At 37.4% G+C, this 18,673-nt stretch carries 19 protein-coding genes; 4 read left to right on the top strand and 15 right to left on the bottom strand.

The window, feature by feature from the left end; translation table 11 throughout:
- Nucleotides 1-111 precede the first annotated feature (111 nt).
- Nucleotides 112-537, bottom strand: coding sequence for an acyl-CoA thioesterase (locus MHH87_RS08695; protein WP_340748919.1), 426 nt, complete (start codon nt 535-537; stop codon nt 112-114).
- A gap of 177 nt (nt 538-714) precedes the next feature.
- Nucleotides 715-882 (bottom strand): hypothetical protein, encoded by a 168-nt coding sequence (locus tag MHH87_RS08690; protein WP_340751056.1) that lies wholly within the window; start codon nt 880-882, stop codon nt 715-717.
- 772 nt (nt 883-1,654) lie between these two features.
- Between MHH87_RS08690 and MHH87_RS08685 the strand changes: the two genes are divergently transcribed.
- Nucleotides 1,655-1,891: a gamma-type small acid-soluble spore protein gene (locus tag MHH87_RS08685; protein WP_340748918.1), complete on the top strand. Its 237-nt coding sequence runs from the start codon at nt 1,655-1,657 to the stop codon at nt 1,889-1,891.
- Nucleotides 1,892-1,971: 80 nt separating this feature from the next.
- Here the strand turns inward: MHH87_RS08685 and MHH87_RS08680 are convergent, their stop codons facing one another.
- Nucleotides 1,972-2,175 carry a hypothetical protein gene (locus MHH87_RS08680; protein WP_340748917.1) on the bottom strand — a complete coding sequence of 68 codons (204 nt, stop codon included), beginning with the start codon at nt 2,173-2,175 and terminating at the stop codon, nt 1,972-1,974.
- Between the two features lie 360 nt (nt 2,176-2,535).
- On the opposite strand from MHH87_RS08680, the gene MHH87_RS08675 reads away from it, so the two are divergent.
- Nucleotides 2,536-2,748, top strand: a complete 213-nt coding sequence (locus tag MHH87_RS08675; protein ID WP_340748916.1) for a helix-turn-helix domain-containing protein — start codon at nt 2,536-2,538, stop codon at nt 2,746-2,748.
- 1,225 nt (nt 2,749-3,973) lie between these two features.
- On the opposite strand, the gene MHH87_RS08670 is transcribed toward MHH87_RS08675, so the two are convergent.
- Nucleotides 3,974-4,171, bottom strand: a complete 198-nt coding sequence (locus MHH87_RS08670; protein WP_340748915.1) for a hypothetical protein — start codon at nt 4,169-4,171, stop codon at nt 3,974-3,976.
- A gap of 241 nt (nt 4,172-4,412) precedes the next feature.
- Here MHH87_RS08670 and MHH87_RS08665 point away from each other — a divergent pair, with 241 nt between their 5' ends.
- Nucleotides 4,413-4,772 (top strand): MmcQ/YjbR family DNA-binding protein, encoded by a 360-nt coding sequence (locus tag MHH87_RS08665; protein WP_340748914.1) that lies wholly within the window; start codon nt 4,413-4,415, stop codon nt 4,770-4,772.
- Between the two features lie 382 nt (nt 4,773-5,154).
- On the opposite strand, the gene MHH87_RS08660 is transcribed toward MHH87_RS08665, so the two are convergent.
- The 9 genes from MHH87_RS08660 to MHH87_RS08620 form a co-directional block, all read right to left on the bottom strand.
- Nucleotides 5,155-5,889 carry a GH25 family lysozyme gene (locus tag MHH87_RS08660; RefSeq protein WP_445683121.1) on the bottom strand — a complete coding sequence of 245 codons (735 nt, stop codon included), beginning with the start codon at nt 5,887-5,889 and terminating at the stop codon, nt 5,155-5,157.
- Nucleotides 5,890-6,258: 369 nt separating this feature from the next.
- Complete coding sequence (locus MHH87_RS08655; RefSeq protein WP_340748913.1) at nt 6,259-7,458, bottom strand: iron-containing alcohol dehydrogenase; 1,200 nt, start codon at nt 7,456-7,458, stop codon at nt 6,259-6,261.
- Nucleotides 7,459-7,669: 211 nt separating this feature from the next.
- Nucleotides 7,670-8,203 carry a TlpA disulfide reductase family protein gene (locus tag MHH87_RS08650; RefSeq protein WP_340748912.1) on the bottom strand — a complete coding sequence of 178 codons (534 nt, stop codon included), beginning with the start codon at nt 8,201-8,203 and terminating at the stop codon, nt 7,670-7,672.
- On the bottom strand, nt 8,200-8,883 hold the full coding sequence (locus MHH87_RS08645; protein ID WP_340748911.1) for an ABC transporter ATP-binding protein: 684 nt from the start codon (nt 8,881-8,883) through the stop codon (nt 8,200-8,202). Before MHH87_RS08645 ends, MHH87_RS08650 begins: the two co-directional genes overlap by 4 nt.
- Nucleotides 8,880-9,698 carry an ABC transporter permease gene (locus MHH87_RS08640; protein ID WP_340748910.1) on the bottom strand — a complete coding sequence of 273 codons (819 nt, stop codon included), beginning with the start codon at nt 9,696-9,698 and terminating at the stop codon, nt 8,880-8,882. The genes MHH87_RS08645 and MHH87_RS08640 overlap by 4 nt, the downstream gene beginning before the upstream one ends.
- Complete coding sequence (locus MHH87_RS08635; protein WP_340748909.1) at nt 9,695-10,144, bottom strand: nitrous oxide reductase accessory protein NosL; 450 nt, start codon at nt 10,142-10,144, stop codon at nt 9,695-9,697. The genes MHH87_RS08640 and MHH87_RS08635 overlap by 4 nt, the downstream gene beginning before the upstream one ends.
- Nucleotides 10,141-11,334: a right-handed parallel beta-helix repeat-containing protein gene (locus tag MHH87_RS08630; RefSeq protein WP_340748908.1), complete on the bottom strand. Its 1,194-nt coding sequence runs from the start codon at nt 11,332-11,334 to the stop codon at nt 10,141-10,143. Before MHH87_RS08630 ends, MHH87_RS08635 begins: the two co-directional genes overlap by 4 nt.
- A 114-nt stretch (nt 11,335-11,448) precedes the next feature.
- A complete protein-coding gene (locus MHH87_RS08625) occupies nt 11,449-12,096 on the bottom strand; it encodes a nitrous oxide reductase accessory protein NosL (protein ID WP_340748907.1) in 648 nt (215 codons plus the stop codon).
- 179 nt (nt 12,097-12,275) lie between these two features.
- Nucleotides 12,276-15,362, bottom strand: coding sequence for an efflux RND transporter permease subunit (locus MHH87_RS08620; RefSeq protein WP_340748906.1), 3,087 nt, complete (start codon nt 15,360-15,362; stop codon nt 12,276-12,278).
- Between the two features lie 93 nt (nt 15,363-15,455).
- Here MHH87_RS08620 and MHH87_RS08615 point away from each other — a divergent pair, with 93 nt between their 5' ends.
- Nucleotides 15,456-16,283, top strand: coding sequence for a TetR/AcrR family transcriptional regulator (locus MHH87_RS08615; RefSeq protein ID WP_340748905.1), 828 nt, complete (start codon nt 15,456-15,458; stop codon nt 16,281-16,283).
- 26 nt (nt 16,284-16,309) lie between these two features.
- Here MHH87_RS08615 and MHH87_RS08610 read toward each other — a convergent pair whose 3' ends face one another.
- Together MHH87_RS08610 and abc-f are read right to left on the bottom strand one after the other, a co-directional pair.
- A complete protein-coding gene (locus MHH87_RS08610) occupies nt 16,310-16,645 on the bottom strand; it encodes a hypothetical protein (RefSeq protein ID WP_340748904.1) in 336 nt (111 codons plus the stop codon).
- A 79-nt stretch (nt 16,646-16,724) separates the two neighbouring features.
- On the bottom strand, nt 16,725-18,362 hold the full coding sequence (abc-f, locus tag MHH87_RS08605) for a ribosomal protection-like ABC-F family protein (RefSeq protein WP_340748903.1): 1,638 nt from the start codon (nt 18,360-18,362) through the stop codon (nt 16,725-16,727).
- Nucleotides 18,363-18,673 lie beyond the last annotated feature (311 nt).

The following is an 18,673-nucleotide window of genomic DNA, read 5'->3' as shown; positions in this document are numbered from 1 at the left end:
TCTGTTCAAAATCGAACAGAAAGTGCCTTCTTTTTATCTTGGAGACCGTTACGATATAAAAAACGTAAGTTTTTCAGTGCCCTCAAAAATCCAGGGAGGCTTGTCAAAATTTTATTCTTTATTACGTGCGGCTTTTGTATATTTTGCATCCCAAACAGGATCAATTTTAGACAGTGCAACTGGACGTAAATTTTCTTTTTTAACTATAATATGAAGCGATGTGGCCTTTGCTGCAACCGTCCCGTCTTCATGTAACACTTCATACCCATATGAAGTACGTAATTTCGAATGCGATTCTACCCATGTGCGTACAGTGGCAGTTTGACCGTAATGCATGGCTGCTTTGTATTGAATTGAGAAATCCATTACAGGCGATAAATATCCATCCGCCTCAAGCTTTGCATAATCATAGCCTATATCTTTTACAAACTGTGTACGTCCTATCTCACACCAAATTAAATAGTTTGCATGGTAGACAATACCCATTTGGTCTGTCTCCGCATAACGAATTTCTACTTGTTTTTCACTAATAAACATTAACGTCACCTCTACTAAGTAGTATACAGTGAAAACGTTGATATGTAAGCATTTGCAAGCAATTTAATTTCGATTTGTCGAACACAATTTAGTAAAAATGATTATTTCACTTAATTTCAAGGAGATTTAATGGAGATACTTATTAGTTCCCCAGTATAATACTGGGGATTTTTTTATTTATTTTTTTAAGGAATTGTTTTTGTTTTGTTGTTTTACATCACTAGAATTCTTAATTTGTTCTTTTGTTAGATCATTTTCTTCACGCACATCTAAATCATCAGGACTTAAATCTGACCCAAATTCTACTTGATCTAATGTACTCTTATTGCGATTTTCTTTTTTCAAAATTATCACCTCCGAGTAATAAATTCTCCAATTCGGCACGATTTATACTTTTAAGAAAGTTGCGGTTGATTTTTCGTGTTCAAATTCTTTATCGATGATTGTGGTGTTACGGGCTTCAGTCTTTTTACATGCCATTTCCTTCACCCTTTCTTTAAAGCTCGATAAGCAACACCTAACGCATCACCTTTAGCGAATGTTACCCGGTTCTTAAGGCTATACTTGTCTTACAATTCTTTATCAACAAAATATATAGCGTGCCATATATCATTTCCGCCTGTGATAAATTTGCCCATTAGCGTTTCGTTATACGCTGCTTGATAGTATTTGAATTTTGGATTAATAAACATCGCCAAGGCTTTCGTAATATGTCTAAGATGTTGCCATGATGTATATGTGTTTATGCAAATCATTGCTAACGCCTTATTTCTGTAAATTTTGCAAACATTTCTTTTTTGAACTCTTCACGTACTGATCTGTACTTACGTTTAATTTGTCTGCTCAAAATATCCCTCCTGTTACTCCACATTTCCTTTCAGAAGTTCAATTAAAATTCCGTTGCATTTCCCATTTTCATTTTCAAATTCCTTGCACCTATTTTTGTAATTAAAAATCATCGATTATACTCCAATCCGTATCGATAGAATCTATTCCCATTTTTGGTTCCCTATCATGGTTTGGGTATTAGTGGATACATCACCAATTTTCTAAATTAGAAAATATCTAAGGATAATAAAACACCTTCTGAACAGACTAAATTCAGGAGGTGAAATTCATGCCAAATAATAACAACAACCAAAACGTTAACCAAATTAGACAACAAATCCAACAAGCAGAAGCTAACAAAAAACAAGCTTCTGGTCGTAATGCAACTCCGAATGCAATGAACGAAGAATTCGGGAATGAGACTGATGTTAACCAAATTAGACAACAAATCCAACAAGCAGAAGCTAACAAAAAACAAGCTTCTGGTCAATTTGCAAATAATGGTTACGAAAACGATACAAATTAAGTTGATTTATCCTAAACCGGCAATCTTTATTGCCGGTTTTTTGCTTTCACCTAATCACTTCTCCCTTTCTTCGCCACCATTCAAGCATCCCACTCAATTGTCACAACAGCTCTCGGATTATCGCTATACCAATTACGAGCAACCAATTCTTGTTGTACTGTGTACGACTGAGTAAACGATAACCCTCGCGTAGCAGTCAGTACTAGGATTCCCTCATCCTTCTTGTGCCCTGCTAAGATCAACTCATCACTATCATCCGGCTTGTACAACGTGACAATCCTCATCGCCCATCACCTCGAAAATTATGATTTGATTACGTTCAAACCATTACTGCACTAGTTCCGCAGCATCTTTCTTTTTAAAAACTGGACCCATGCAAACATCCATTGATTTTTGAGAGTGTAATTTACGGTTGCAACGTTCGCATAGTTTCATGGCTCCATTACGGTGAAAGGTTTACGCCTGGTAGCAGATTGCTATACTGAAAATCAAAAAGAACAAATAGTTTTGTTAAGATGGTTGTCTGAGAAGATGTAACAGTCGTTGTACCGATTAATTAATTGGAACAGCTAGTATAAATTTTCAGGGTATGCGTATAACTCGATTAATAGAAATTACAATCACATTGAGAAGTAGGTGACACTATGCGATTAGAAGTGAAATTGAAGCAACTAATGAAGGAACGAAATGTTACTCAGGTACAATTAGCGGAAATGACGGGGTTAAGGCAAGCTGCTATTAGCGAATTAGTGAATAATCAACGACAGTCTATACGTAAAGAATACCTCGAAAAAATTTGTGAAGTATTCGGCATTACACGTATTGAGGATATATTAGAACTTGTAGAAGACAAATAACGTTAAATATTGTCTGTTTTTTACTAGTTTTACATCATAGCTTCGGTTGATTTACGTTCTGGCTGGACGCTTTCTAGGGAGCGTTCGATGAGCCGCTCCCGGTTGACATGCAAAAGGACGTCATCTCGACGCCCCTAAGCAAAGCCTTTCAATTCGCTCGATTAACTCATCAACCATGGCCTTATCTATGACCTGGTTCTTTCTTTCCATGCACTCATTTTTAAGATCTGCTATTCGCTCTTCTGGTTTCTGGTACAAAATATTTCCATATCCATCCATAAAATCACCTCATAACAGGTAATTCGGCACAGGTAATAAGAAACCTTTAAATTAACAGAAAAAAAGTTTATTTATTCATACGCTAAAAACTGCACGGGCCATAAACCTCACCTCAATCACCTGCTGCTGAGTGTTCTCTATAATTGCACGCGTACTGTATCCAATATATAAAGCCCCACAATTCCAGTAGTGAGGCTCGAATGTGATTAATATAAGTTTTATACCTAGCGATTTATGCAATCATAAGCAACTCTCTTTTGCGCTAATCGCTCTTTTTACTCGTACATCTGTTTAATTTCACCGTCACATGGGCAAACTGAACTTGCCTTCTTATCAACCATAGAGCAGTCCTTTTTTCGTCTATTTGCTGTTGTTCCATTTCTGTGGGACGGCAGCATTTTTCATATTGTAGGTCAATCCGCATAATATCACCTCTTTCTGTGCATAGAAAAAGCCGTACCCTAATGGATACGACCTTGATATATTAGCAACTTATAGCCCTTTGTTTTTATTGTGGTAAAAACAAGGCTTTCCGAGGTGTCTGGTCTTGCTGTTCGACCTCCCTTTAATTCTAAACTGCAACCTTATTAAATTGCAAATACGTTCTAATTCGTTCAAGGGGTTACATGCAATCTCTAACGGATATACATAGGATTCAAGTTCCATTAAGCCGTGCATTTTGAATACGTTCTCTTGCACCATACAATCAAATTCTTGAGCCGTTCGAATACTTTTCGCATCACTGTATCCTGCTATGCCCTAAGAACTCATGCTTCGGTGCCCGCCGTATAACATCCATTTCAAACAAAAGATTTTTTCCACCAGTTATAGTGACTAATCATATAATCTATACCATGAATTTGCCCATTTGCTCCCCCGCCTGCTATAATCAAGTGTCACCTAAATTAATGCAAGAGCAGGTCGTAGCTTATGCTGCGGCTTTTTATTATGCGTACAATTGTAAACTTTCTAATTCACCTTGTATTTCCGTCAATCGTTTTTTACTCTTACCTTGTTGAACAACATCATTTTGTTGCATCGCACTGAACAAACTAGCAAGCTCATAATCTAGCTCGAGCCATAAGATTTCCTCATACTGCTTTTCTAAGTCCACCAGGCGAATGATTTTAATCATCTGCTTCACATTTCTGTCCTCCTTTCATGTGGTATAATATAGAGGTATGATTTTTCTGACTGAGGTGTACGGACTTCGGTCATTTTTTATGAAGTTTTTTCTGCAAACGATGCATTAACCCGTTCATTTTTTTACAAGTAAAGCCGCTATATTTACAAAAAAATTAATTTAAGTACATAATTTGTTGATTATACTAGATGTAGTAGAGTTTGAGTATATAGAATTCGTTTTATAAAAAGGAGGCTGTTATATGGAGAAATCTAGACTTCAATCATTTTGTCTGACACTACCCGGAACGACACATGATTACCAAGTTGAATGGCAAGCGGATCGTTATCATGTTGGCGGAAAGATGTTTGCGATGATGGGAGGAGACTCTGAAAGAAAGCCTATCATCACTTTAAAATGCGACCCTTCTCGTGCTGAAGAGTTACGAGAAACCTATCAAGGCATTATTCCTGGGTATTATATGAATAAGACACATTGGAACTCTATTTATTTTGATTCAAATCTATCTGACGACCTAGTAGAAAATCTAATTCTGCATTCCTATCACCTTGTTTTTGATAAATTAACAAAAAAAGCCCAGAACCAAATTAATCCTAAGTAATTTTCAACCACACCTTTAGTGCTTTAATGAAAGTACAGTGCCCTTCTTAAGCCATGACTTTAACAACTGGTACTTTACTCAATCATAATGTGAGCAATCAAAAGCTCATTCTCGTTTTTTATCTAAATTTCCGGTCTAAAGAGGGTCCCAGGTATAAGAAAAGGCTAGAAACATTTTTATATCAACGTTTCTAGCCTTATACCACAACAAATTAACTAGTTTGCATGGTAGACAATATGCATTTGGTTTGTCTCCACATAACGAATTTATACTTGTTTTTCACTAATAATCATTAACGTCATCTCTAGCTATACTTTTGTTTGAACGTGATCATTTTGTACCTCTTTAGAAAGCAACTTCACAATGTACATAGCGATGGATATTATATCAAATCCTTATTTTGCAATTCCTTATGCTGTTTATAAAAATGAACCGCTAATTCAGTAGCAATGATCGCTTGATCCCCATCTGCTAGTGTCCCATCTTCTTTGAGTTTCGATTTGAAACCGAGGATCTTTTGTGCGGCATCGTCAAGTAATGCCATTGTCGACTTAGAAGCACGTCGTTTTTCGTACATATTTCTTAATGTTTTCCCTGTGAATTCCAATTCTTGCTGTCCACCTTCCGTAAACCATTCTAAGTTTTTGTTGCCATTTATCAAATTCAAATCGACGTTCCCTTTAATGCCAGTTACCGAACCGCTATCCGTATATTGCCATAAATCGCATGCATATTTGGATTTTGTGGCACTATAACGCGGTATCCAGAGGAAATCATAATTTTTTATGGTGTTCATTCGGTAAGGCTCATAAAAGTGATGCCCCGTGTAAAAGCCCACTTTGATATCAAGGTCTTTTAAATAATCAATGAAAGACTGCGTTGCTTCTACTAACTGGTGAATACTTGAGGTTGTTTGCTCCTCTACATCAACTACGTAAAACAACGGATTGAATGGTTTTGCACGGTTATAGAAATCTTCAGCTTGATTTAATGCTTCTGATTTATTTGTGTATGTTACGTAAATATACACACCAAAAGGGATTCTGTTTTCCTGACAACCTTCTATATTCTGTATGTATTTACGGTCAATGATACTAGTACCATATTGTGTGCGAATTATAGCAAGCGAAACTTCTTTAGCCGCTTTTGCCCAGTCAATATCACCTGCATGATTTTACCCACTTTGTTACCTCCTTGAATGTACAGCCAAAATAACAGCATTTTGAGCTACCCTTAAATTGAAAATCTTTATGCAACTCAAAAGAAACGAAAAGAGCATTCAGTGTCCCCCATGAGCCCCATTTGTTGCCCTCCTGCTAAAGATCCTTTTGTAGATGCGCATAAACAGTTTCATCCATTACCCAATTATTCTATGCATAACAAATACTAATTTATCAAATATGGAGTCTGATTCGCTCCGGATGTTTATTTCCTTAACAAAAATAAAAAGCATGTGTATACATGCTTTTTCCCGTTATGTTTTTAATTAGGGTTGGATAATTTGATATAGATAGAACATTTCATTTTTATTCAGTATTTTAGGTACTGGATACAGTGGGTTTGCTTCAGCTAGTGCACGTTCAACCATTAATGGTACATCTCTATTCACGATGCCTTCTACTTTATCTGGGATATTCATATCTTTGTTTAATTGTTTAATAGCCTCAATAAATTGCTTCGCCTTTTGTTCCTCCGAATCTTGCGGTGCCCGAATACCGACTAAGTCAGCAAGTTCTGCGAGAGGCTTGTAAACCGTTTCACCGTAAAATTCGAGCACATAAGGCAAGATAATAGCATTCGCTAAGCCATGCGGAAACCCATAAAAACCTCCAAGCGTATGAGCAATTGCATGCACATTACCAACATATGCGCGAGTAAAGGCCATACCTGCTAAATAAGCTGCTCGTTGCATATTTTTACGCGCTTCAATGTTATTTCCATCTATATATGCAATAAATAAGTTTTCGAAAATTAGTTTTGTGGCCTCACGACTATATGCGCGTGTTTCGTCCGTATTGCTATGCCCAATATACGCTTCGACTGCATGGGTTAGTGCATCCATTCCAGTTGTAGACGTAATATGTTTTGGCAAGTTCACGGTTAATAATGGATCTAGTACGGCAAAGTGCGGGATTAGGACGGGATCGTTAATCGCATATTTTTCATGTGTCTCACTATTGGACACTACCGCTGCTACCGTCCCCTCACTCCCTGTTCCCGCTGTTGTTGGAATTGCGAAAAACGGAGGAATTTCTTTTCGAATCTTTAATAGACCTTTCATTTGCGGAATTTGCAAATTTGGACGTGCTAAACGTGCAGCTACCCCTTTGGCACAGTCAATTGGTGAGCCACCACCAAAGGCGATAATACCTTCACAGTAATGAATCCGGTACATGTTATAGGCATCTTCAATATTAGTAATCGTTGGGTTTTGTACCGTTTTATCGTAAATGACATATTGAATATTTTCTGTTTCTAGCCCTACTAATAACGGTTCCATTAGCCCAAGTGCGGCAATACCTTGATCTGTCACGACTAACACACGTCTGATGCCTTTCTGTTTCACTAATTCTGGTAATTTGAGTAAACTATTTTCTCCTTCTAATAATTCTGGTTTACGCCAATTTAAAAAGCCTGACGCCAATTTAAATGTTCGCTGATAAGTACGACAATAAGCTTTATACATTATAACCCCCCATTTCTTAGAAAGACATATCTCTATCCAAAATAGTGCGATAGGTTGTCCTTTATCCTGCGGTAAAAAAAGTGGTACTTTCTTTACCACAAAAAATAGTCTCTCTCTTTTTTATAAATGAGCGTGCAAATAAAGTCAAATTATACCAATTATTTGTTGTTAAAAGGAATAGGGCGAGATGATGTCCTATATTCCTTTGAACTTATTCTTCCACCAAAAGCTTGTCTAAAAAAGCTTCGTCCATGGGGCCAGCGATTTCATGCAAAATTTCACCTTGTTCATTTAAAATAAATGTTGTTGGAACGGTAAAAGCACCGTACCTTGTACTTATATCTCCCTCTTCATCGAGTAAAACTGGGAATGTAAGCTGCATGTTCTTTACAAAGCTAGTAATTTTCTCAATGCTATTATCTTTATGCGTTAAATTCACGGCTAAAATTTCGAATTCATCTTGATGGTTAGTATAAAACGCCTGCATATGGGGCATTTCACTTCGACAAGGCTCACACCAAGTTGCCCAAAAGTTTAAAATGACCTTTTTCCCGCGCGTACTTTTCAGTGACATGTCAGGACCGTCTAGCGTGGATAATGAAAAATCAGTAGCGACCATCGTACGTTTGCCTGTTGCATCCATTGCCAGCTCCGTTTTTTGTGGAACAGATTCTTTTGTTCCATAGGAGAAGACAAAGATTCCTACTAGAATGAGGATAATTGCTGGTCCAATCCATTTCTTCATAGTGTTCGCTCCTTATAAAACTGAAGCCATAGTTGCTCCAAATGATTGCAGTTATTTTCATCAAGTAGCTGCTGCACAGACCCTCTTGCAAGTAGCCGCCCCTGGTCAATGAGTACTACCTCATCTGCCAGCTCTTGTGCGAGTGAAAGTAAATGCGTTGAGAATACTATAATTGTACCTCGTGCTTTTTCGACGATTAGCATATCTTTTAATCGTGCAATCCAGTACGGATCCAGCCCATTTGTCGGTTCATCTAATATGAAAAACTTACCATTCCCGAGTAAACTTTGTGCAAGATTTAGACGCTGGCGCATGCCTTTAGAAAAGTGACCGATTTTTAACTTTTTCGCATCCATTAACCCTACCTGTTCTAATACGGCGTCCTGTTCTTCCTGCGTAGCTCCTTTTAAACGTCCGAGCATTTGCAAAATTTCCTGAGCAGTTAAAGTTGGAGGGAACTGCAAATCATCCGGCATGTAGCGGATTTCATTGACATCTTGCCAGTCAATCGCACCACTCGATGGAAAGAGCTGCTTTGTTAATAGCTGAATAAATGTACTTTTCCCTGCCCCGTTTGCCCCAACAAGTGCGGTAATTCGTCCTTCATGAAGCGTAACATCCAGCGAGTGCAACCCGCGTCCGTTTTTATATACTTTTGAAACTTGTTGAACGTGAATCATCGGTTACTACCTCCCTTTTTGCTCAAGTTTAATCGTGCAAACAATAACGGAACTACAATCCATAAAGCTGTGAAGACGACATACAAAATCAACCCGACTGTTGATTGATAGAAGTTTGAAAAATCATAAAATGATGGACCGAGCACAGCTGTTTGATCAGTATATAAAAAATAGCTAAAGCGAATCCATTCCAGTGGATTTAAATGAATGAGTACAATCGTTAATTTTTGTAGCATATGTCCAGCAATGACTGTTCCAACTGCCATAATAATATACGAGAATAATAGTGTCACCACTACCCATACACCTAGTGCGACGGCGAGGGCATGTAAGCGATTTTTTACCATACTTCCGAGCGCAACACTAATGGAGGCAAAAATCAAAATCGTTTCGGTTGTCAGGAATATAAAAACGAGCGGTAACTTCACCCCGCCAATACTGCCCCCAATTAGAAAAACTACACTGAGCGCGAGCACGACCATGAGACTAAATGTAAATAAAATAGCGCTATACTTCGAGCGCACATATTGCGAAACCGTTACTGGATAAGTCATTAATAATCCGAACCAGCCCGTCTCTACGTCACTTGCGACATTCATACTACCAAGTGTTAATAAAAACAGTGGTAGTAAAAATAGCAAGCCGTTTAATAATGCTGCGGTTTGTCTTGAAAAACCTTCAATGTCTGGCATGGCTAGTTGTTGTATGACAATAATAGAGGTAAAAAGTACAGTAAATAATACGCTCACTATTTGAATCCAGCGGCTGCGGAAAAGCTGCTTACATTCGAGCGCTATAAAGCTTTTATTCCTCAATGTACATGAATCCCCCACTTAAATGTTAGCAGGTCTTCATATTGAAGTTTTTGACCTTCACCATGTTCCGCCATGTATGCATCCGCAGCTTGTTCATCACCAAATGCCAAAATCCCATAATTCATCGGAGTCCAGTAGTCTTGTGAGTAAATGTAAGTAGCACTATATACATCCATCCAAACATTAGTATTTGCATCTTTAATGAATGCTTTTCCAATTTCGGCATCCCCGTTGTCAATAATATAGCTCATTAAACAACCGATATCGTCGTACACATCATAATCGCCGTTTTTAAACGCAATTTGACCTGCAAATTCGGAATGGGTAATGCTCATATTACAAATTTTACAAATATCTGTTTCGGGTTTAATATCATGTGGTTCGTATGTTTGCTCACTGCAACCAACTAAGAAGCAGGCTGTCAGTATAAAGAGTAGTTTTTTCATTGAATGTTCTTCCTCCATAAAAACAAAGTCAATAATAACCCGCTAATTCCGACCAATAGCTGCTGAAAATTCAGTTTCCATTGTATACTGCCTGCCTCGGTTATTTTCGGGGTACTGTCAGTTAACGTTTGCTCACTTGTATGATTAATTTGCGCATCTAAAGTGTTTAGTAAGACAACACTTGGTGATTCAATGAAATATTGATACGAAGGCTGACGTATCATCCACTGACCAAAGCTTTGGGCAAGTGCATGTGCTGTATCTCCTATGCCATTTCCATCAAAATCATTGCCCTTGTAATCATCGTAAGTATTCTGTTCAAAAATTGCGCCTTCAGCATCAGAGCGTGCTGATAAAATATTGGCACTAAACGTATTTTCACGAAGTGAGACGCACCCAGATTTCATTGCCTGTACGGCTGTGCCATTTGCGTAAAAGGAATTGGCCGTCATACTACTGTCCACAACTTTCTGTAAAATGAGTCCAATCGTATTTTCACGAATCACATTATTTTGCACATCGACATTCGATACTTCATACAGGAACACCCCATTACTATTTAAGTTGTTTTGCTGCTCAATTGTATTGTGATGAATTGTTAATTGATCCACCATCATTACCATCATGCCGGTTACATTATCCGCGGCTCGGTTATCCATGACTTCTGCATTGTTCGAGTACATAAAGTGGATGCCATAGCGTCCGTTCAGTAATTGGTTGTCTTCAATTGTTAGTGCCTCACTAGACTCCAAATAAATTCCGTCCTGCATCGATTGAATCAAACTATGTGTAACCGTAGCATTTTTGACATTATAAAAGGATATACCATTCCCTTTTTTAGAATAATGTCCGTCCCCACCGATAATTTCTAGCTGCTGGAACACAATATTTTCACTCTCGAATACTTTTACACCTTCATGGCTATTCGGTATATGAAGATTTTGTAATGTAACGTTCGTTGTATTTTTTATTATAATGGCTGTTGTTTCTGCGCGAATTACTGTTTCTTCATCGCCAATAATTTTAATAGGCTTGGTAATCGTCCCAGGTCCATTGTAGGCTTTATTTTCAAGCTGGAGCTGGCCACCGCTAGGAGTAGCATCGATCAATGGCTGTAAAGATTCTGCAAAGCAAGAATTAGCCTTTACTAAAAAGTACAGCAATAATAATAACATTAGTTTAGATTTCATAATGCCTCCAATAGAAAGACACATCGCCCTAAATTAGGTGAATGGTTGTCCTTTCTTATGTGTTTCTTGACCACGAAAAATAAACTAGTGGGTTCACTAGTTTATTTATCTATATTAATGATTATGAGATTCTTCTGAAGCTTCACCGTGCATGTCTGTGTTCATTTCATGCGTTTCGCTACCGTCCATCGCATGTTTTTTCTCATAGCGTGTGATACCTTCTTCACGGATTGTTTCAAGTTCAGCTAACACTGCATCTGAATTTTCAGTTATATAGTTTAGTGCATCTTCTTCATATTTAAAGAAAATATAGCCCCAGTTCATCGGAGATTTTAATGATGTTTTTACACCGTAAGCTTCTTCGACATTGATCCAGTTTAACGTTGTATAATCACGGACGAATTTTTCATTTGTTTCCTTATGTGCATATTCTGCATTTAGTAAGCAACCGATATCATCATAAAAGGCAATCGAGCCGTCCGTTTTCACAGCTTGTGCAGAGAACACGCCCATTTCTTCTTCCTTCATATACACTTTCATATTACACATTTCACAAATCGTGTGTTCATCTGGTTCTTGCAAGCGTTCATCTACTTCCCATTCACGCTCACCTTGTAGTGCAACTTCGGCTTCCGCATGTTCGTTCTCTACTTGTACCGCCTCAGTTGTCGTCGCTTCATCTTTGTTCAAAGCGTCTTCATCTGAGCCACACGCGCCAAGCAAAAAAATTACAGGCACGCTTGCTAATAAAAACTTTTTCATTTCGACTTACCTCCAAATATTTAATCTGTAACTATCATAAATAACAGCTGTGAAATAAGAATGAAGAAAGTGAGAAATATTGGTGAAATAGAAATATTTGTTAAATTCATTCAAAAACATTGCAATAATCGCAAAAAAACAGCCTGCGAATAAACCTCGCAGGCTGTAAAAATCAGTTATTAGTTTTCTTCGATATCTTTACGATTTTTCTTGAATAGTTTTGATAACACTTCGTATACGATTGGTACGATAACAAGTGTCAAAATTGTTGAACTTGTTAAACCGCCAATTACGGTAACTGCAAGACCTTTAGAAATTAGGCCGCCACCACCAGCACCAAATAACATTGGCACTAAAGCACCAATTGTCGCGATCGCCGTCATCAGAATTGGACGTAAACGTGTTGCCCCGGCTTCTAAAATGGCCTCGCGCATTGTCATTCCAGCATGCTCCATTTTGATTATGCGGTCAACAAGTACAATCGCATTCGTGACCACAATACCGATCAACATGAGTAGCCCCATCAGAACCGATACTGAAATCGTTTCGCCTGCAAGTAGTAACCCTACCCAAGATCCGATAACTGTGAACGGTAATGAGAATAGAATCGCAAATGGTGCAAGACCTTCACCGAATGTGACAACTAAGATGAAGTAAACGATCGCAATCGCAGCAAGCATCGCAATTCCAAGTTGTGTAAATGTTTCTGCCATATCTGCAGCAACACCGCCAACACCCATCGTTACGCCTTTTGGTAAATCAAGTTTATCTATTTCTTTATCTGCTGCAGACGTTGCTTTTGAAATATCATCGTCTAAAATTTTTGCTGTTACACTCGCATAGTATTCACCTTTGCTACGAGCTAGTGTGTTTAATGCTGTGTCTTCTTCCACTGTAACAAGTTGTGAAAGTGGCATTGGACCAACTGCTGTTTGAATTTCTGTCGCTAGTAATTCATCTAATGTTTTTGGGATTGATGCTTGTTCTTGCTGTACGATGACTTCAAGTTCATTGCCGTCCTTTACTACAGTTGTTAGTACTTCTTTGATAGCTGTAGTCGATAATGCCATAACAATTTGACCTGTAGTTAAGCCGTATTGTAGCACTTCTTTTTGGTCTACTTTAAAGACGTTTTCTACATAAGCGTTTTCAGCATTTGATTCAATGTCTTCAAGGCCTTCTACTTTCAGTAATGCCTGTTCTGCCTGTTGTACAGTTGTATTTAATTTATCTAAGTCTTCACTATAAAATGTATATGTTACCTCGTTTGATGACATAGACATGGCTGAGAAGTTTTGTGTCTTCCATTCTCCCGATTGCCCAATATTAAATAAATATTCTTCGATTTCTTCACGTGCTGCTGGGAAGTCTTCCATTTCTGGGTCAAAAATTAGGTACATCAATGCACCACCAGCGCCGCCGCCCATCATAGCAGATGCCATATCAACACTGTCGCTATCTGTTACGGATACTTGCACAATATTAATATCTTCGTGTTTTATTAGCTCTTCTTCGATCGCTGCAACATTTTCAAGTGTTTTATCTTTCAGTTCGCCTGTTTTTGGTGTGTACGTTAAGTACATTACTTTTTCTTCCTCAGAACCCATGAAGCTAAAACCAATTAGTGGTGTTAATGCAAGTGAACTACCTAATAGTACTACTGCAATAATTGATGTGATGATTTTATGGTTTAGTACTTTTTCTAAAATACCTTTATACCATAATGCAAGCTTGCCGACTTCTTTATGGTTGCCTGCTGTTTTTTCGCTATATAGTTTTTTGCGGAATAGGAAATGAGATAACGCTGGTACGATTGTAATCGCTACAAGCAGAGACGCGCCTAATGCAAAAGCCATCGTTAAAGCGAATGGCATAAATAACTCACCAACCATACCTCCAACGAATAATAAGGGTGCAAATACAGCCACCGTTACAAGCGTAGACGACATAATTGGTTTAAACATTTCAAGCGTTGCCTCACGAATCAGTGCGCGGCCAGATAATTTTTCTTTTTCTAAATGCATACGACGATAAATATTTTCAACTACGACGATTGAGTCATCAATGACACGACCAATCGCAACGGTAATCGCACCGAGCGTCATAATATTTAACGTAATGTCCATCCAGTTCAATAACAGTAATGCAATAAAGATCGAAACTGGAATTGAAATAATCGAAATAATTGTTGATTTGAAATCACGTAAGAATAGTAGAATAATTAGTACCGCGATTAGTCCACCGAATACCGCTTTCTCGATCATTGTGAAAACGGAATCTTCAATAGGCGCACCTTGGTCTAATGTAACATCAATATGTAGACCGCTAATGCGTTCCTGTTCTTCTTCGATTAGGTCCTTAACAGCATTTACTACCGTTACAGTGTTTGCTTCTTGACCTTTCACGATTTGGATCGCAATTGCATCTTCTCCGTTCGTACGAGAGACGGATTGTACACGACCAACTGTTTCGATAGTAGCGATATCACCTAATGTAACAAATGGTGATGGATTTGCTGCAGAAGGTGTTACCGGAACTAACAAGCCTTTTAAGTCTTTGAGTGTCGTAAATTTACCGTCTATTGAAACAACTTGCTCGCCTGCTTCAAACTCATATAAACCTAGAGACATCGCTAAATCACTTGCTTGGATCATTTGTTTCACTGTTTCTTCAGTTAGCCCAAGTTTAGCCATTTTTTCTTGATTATAAGTGAAGGCTACTTCTTCAATATGCTGCCCAGTAATCGTGGCAGATGCGACACCTTCAATTTTTTCGATTTTTGGCAGTAGCATGTTTTCTACTGTTGATGTTAATTCAACAATATCTTCTTCTGAACTACTAACAGATAACGCAACAACTGGCATCATATTCATGCTAATCGCCATAATTGTCGGCTCTTGTGCACCTTCAGGTAATGTTACTGCATCCAGTGCTGACTCTAACTGACGTTTTTTCTCGTCCATATCAATGCCGTATTCATATTCAACTTGAATACTAGACATGTTCGAGCTCGATGTAGAGTAAACACCTTTAATGTCTTCTAAATTTTCAATTGCTTTTTCTAAAGGTATAGATACACCTTCCATCACTTGCTCTGGAGTTGCCCCAGGATAAATGTCCATAACCATTAAGTAAGGAATCGAAATATCCGGAATGGTTTCCATTTTCATGCGTGTCGCTGAATAAATACCCGAAACAGTAATGATGATTGTTAATAACCATACTGCGAGCTTGTTTTTCAGGACGAAGTTTACTAGAGATCTCACCTGTACACCTTACCTTTCTTGACTTACTTATTACCACAATCTATACTAATGACTAATTAGTCAATTGTCAATTTAAAGGAGCGTCGAAATATTATGACAAAAAAACAATTAATTATTGATTCAGCGATCGAATTGTTTGCTGTAAGAGGCATTGAAGCGACGTCTGTTCAGCAAATCACGGAGCATTGTGGAATATCAAAAGGCGCTTTTTATTTATCCTTCAAATCAAAAGATGAACTCATATTGGCGATGATTGATTACTTTATGAAAAACATCATTGAGCAGATTGACCAAGCAGTCAGTCATATAAAAAATCCACAAGAAAAGCTGTTTTTATATTATGTATCTACGTTTAAGGTGTTGGAGCGTTATGCGGGCTTTGCAGAGCTATTTATAAAAGAACCAGTTCAGACTATAAGTGAGGAATTTCTAGAAAAGGTCACATTTTATGAAAATGTTTCAAATAAAGCGTTACTTCAATTAATTGACGAGTTATATGGTGAACTTGTTGAACAGACAAAGTATGATTTGATGATTATAATAAAAGGATTTATTAAATCCTATGCCCAAGTGCTGTACTCATTAAAGAAGGATTTTAAATTAGAGGAACTATCAAAAAGCTTAGTTGAAAAAACTAATATACTAGCAAACCATTCGAAGCAGACTTTTGTTACGGAGACAATGGTTAAAATGTTTTCTCAAACTGGTACAGTAACAAAGGAAGCTATTTTGGAGGAAATTGAAGAACTGGAAAGCAATCTTACAGATCCAGTAGAGCTTGATTCACTAACAGTTTTAGCCGAGCAGCTACAGCTTGCAACTCCACGACCAGCCATTGTCAATGGGATGCTTGCCAATCTAAAACAAAATCAGCAATGTAATTGGTGTTGTTACCTTATTAAAAATTATATGGATAAGTAAAAATAAGCTACGCACGCCTGCGTAGCTCATTTTTGATTATATTTATACTCGTAATAGCGCTGGCTTAAAATTTCTTGGACTTCGAATTGTGTTGCTGAAAGTTCTTGTGATATGAACGCTCTTAGTTCAACCGGTGCTACATCATAAAGCACTTCAATTTTCTTTGCGAATAAGCACTTTTCCTTTTTAAGTACTTCTGCTAATACAGGAATTGGACGTGCTGTCACAGGAGCACCGAGTAATTTTTCAAGGACAGCCGCATAATCCCCATCGCGGCGTTGCCCAACTAGTTTAAGACGTTTATTATTCTCAACAATCATGACAATGCTCAGGAAACCGCACACGCCCATTTGTTGCTTCAAGCGGAAATCCTCATGTAGGCGCCAAGGATTTCGTATCTCGAATTATTATTATTATCATTATTGAAAGCAGGTAATTTCATTATTGATCTACTAAGCGTTTAATTTGTTTCGTCAATTCAAAAAACTTTGCATCCAATTCTTTGTATTCAGGACTGGTTGGGGATAAGAAACTTAGTTTTCCCAATACTTCTTGTCGTGCGGTTTCAAGTTTTAACCGTAATTCTTCTACTGAATCTAGTATTTCACTTGAAGAACTTATCTTTTTCACAATACGCCCATTTTCGAAAAGCAATTGGTTGTTTGTTATTTTTTCTAAAAAATAGGTATCATGGGATACGACTATAAGTGTCCCATGATATTGTGCTAATGCTATTTCTAATTGCTCCCTGGACGGTAAGTCTAAATGATTGGTCGGTTCATCTAAAATCAGCACATCTTTTTTTTCGAGTATATATAGCATCAGCTTACACTTAATCCGTTCCCCCATACTCATCAGCTCAATTGGTATATCCCAATGGCATGAAGTAAATCCTAAATGTTTCATTAAATTTTGCACTTTGCCTCGTTCTTGAAAAGATGTTCGTTCAAATAATTGTGCGGGGGTTTGTTCTAATGGCAAATCAAAAACTTGTTGCGTTAAATAGCCAATATTTGCAGATGGAGAAATCCAAATTTCACCTTCAGCTTGCTCATTGCTCATCACCATATTTAAAAAAGTTGTTTTTCCACTACCATTTAGACCGATAAGCGCCAATTTTTCACCATATTGAATAGTGAAATTTGTACGTTCAAATAAAAGCCGTTCCCCAAAAGTCTTTTTCAAATTTTTTACTTCTAAAAATCGTTTACCAACCTTTGTATTTGCTTCTAGTGAAAATTGGATAGCCTGATCTTCCTCAACACGGTTAACCTTTGCAACCTCTAATTCTTTTGTAAGACGTTTACGCTTCGATTTCACTTGCGTATCCATTCGTTTCGCTTTTACACGATAATGCTCTTTAAAGCCCTCTTGCTTCGTTGATTGAGCATGTGCTTTTTGTGACCAAGAAGAGAGTTCATTCATTTGATTTTCAATCCGTTCCATGTTCTTTTGTTGTTTTTCATACGCTTTTTGTTGCGTTCGTCTCTTTTGTTCACGAACATTTATATAGTGCGAATAATTTCCTTTTTGTTCAATCAGCTTTTGGTGTTCAATTGACCAAATTTTAGTCACTACTTGATCTAAAAAATAACGATCATGGGAAACGACAACAATTGTTCCTTTATAATCTTTAATTTGGTTCACTAATATTTTTGTACTTTCTATATCTAAATGATTTGTTGGTTCGTCAAGAAGCAAAATATGTGGAACTAATGAAAAACCTTTTGCTAAACGTGTTTTGAGCTTTTCCCCACCACTTAGCTTTTCATATGAAATATCAGGTATATGCCACTTTGCCATAATTGCAACTTCGAGTGCATTAATATGTTCAGCAGTATAATGTTGTATTTCTTGTTCCACTAAATAAACTTCCAATTCATTATTTTTCCATTCAATTTGGCCTTTCTTTGGTTTTACATGTCCGAGTATCAGTTGTAGTAATGTAGATTTACCTTCCCCATTACGTCCAATCAAACCAATTACCTCTCCGTGACTAATTGTTGCATTTGCATTTTCCAATAGCATACGATCTACGTGTTCTAATTTGACGTTATTTAATTTAGCTAATTCTTGCATATTATCGCCCTCTCGATTAGGGGGAACAATAAAATCCCCCCAAAATAAATTTGGAAGGATTAGTCCTATTTTGCCCACCAAATAGAGCTATTTAAACAATAGCTTAAAGAAAAATGGGCAGACTAATCCAATTCTGTACTTTGAAAAATAATTTTCAAATATTACAAATCAGATTAGTTAATCATCGGCCACCCATCTTCCCTTCTGTTATTAGTAGGTGCTGTTAAACATATGATAAGACAAATTTTAGGTAATTTATTTTATAGATAAAACCCATCTAAATGTGTAAAATTGCTACTTAGATGGGGATC

The organism is Solibacillus sp. FSL H8-0538, assembly GCF_038003525.1.
GTDB lineage: Bacteria > Bacillota > Bacilli > Bacillales_A > Planococcaceae > JBBOPI01.
Note: the sequence above shows the minus strand (reverse complement) of the source record. Positions and strands in the feature narration are given on the sequence as shown.

Bases quoted from the DNA above. Each gene is read 5' to 3' on its own strand.
- MHH87_RS08695 (WP_340748919.1), bottom strand. From the start codon at position 537: ATGTTTATTAGTGAAAAACAAGTAGAAATTCGTTATGCGGAGACAGAC.
- MHH87_RS08685 (WP_340748918.1), top strand. From the start codon at position 1,655: ATGCCAAATAATAACAACAACCAAAACGTTAACCAAATTAGACAACAA.
- MHH87_RS08680 (WP_340748917.1), bottom strand. From the start codon at position 2,175: ATGAGGATTGTCACGTTGTACAAGCCGGATGATAGTGATGAGTTGATC.
- MHH87_RS08675 (WP_340748916.1), top strand. From the start codon at position 2,536: ATGCGATTAGAAGTGAAATTGAAGCAACTAATGAAGGAACGAAATGTT.
- MHH87_RS08665 (WP_340748914.1), top strand. From the start codon at position 4,413: ATGGAGAAATCTAGACTTCAATCATTTTGTCTGACACTACCCGGAACG.
- MHH87_RS08655 (WP_340748913.1), bottom strand. From the start codon at position 7,458: ATGTATAAAGCTTATTGTCGTACTTATCAGCGAACATTTAAATTGGCG.
- MHH87_RS08650 (WP_340748912.1), bottom strand. From the start codon at position 8,203: ATGAAGAAATGGATTGGACCAGCAATTATCCTCATTCTAGTAGGAATC.
- MHH87_RS08645 (WP_340748911.1), bottom strand. From the start codon at position 8,883: ATGATTCACGTTCAACAAGTTTCAAAAGTATATAAAAACGGACGCGGG.
- MHH87_RS08635 (WP_340748909.1), bottom strand. From the start codon at position 10,144: ATGAAAAAACTACTCTTTATACTGACAGCCTGCTTCTTAGTTGGTTGC.
- MHH87_RS08630 (WP_340748908.1), bottom strand. From the start codon at position 11,334: ATGAAATCTAAACTAATGTTATTATTATTGCTGTACTTTTTAGTAAAG.
- MHH87_RS08625 (WP_340748907.1), bottom strand. From the start codon at position 12,096: ATGAAAAAGTTTTTATTAGCAAGCGTGCCTGTAATTTTTTTGCTTGGC.
- MHH87_RS08615 (WP_340748905.1), top strand. From the start codon at position 15,456: ATGACAAAAAAACAATTAATTATTGATTCAGCGATCGAATTGTTTGCT.
- abc-f (WP_340748903.1), bottom strand. From the start codon at position 18,362: ATGCAAGAATTAGCTAAATTAAATAACGTCAAATTAGAACACGTAGAT.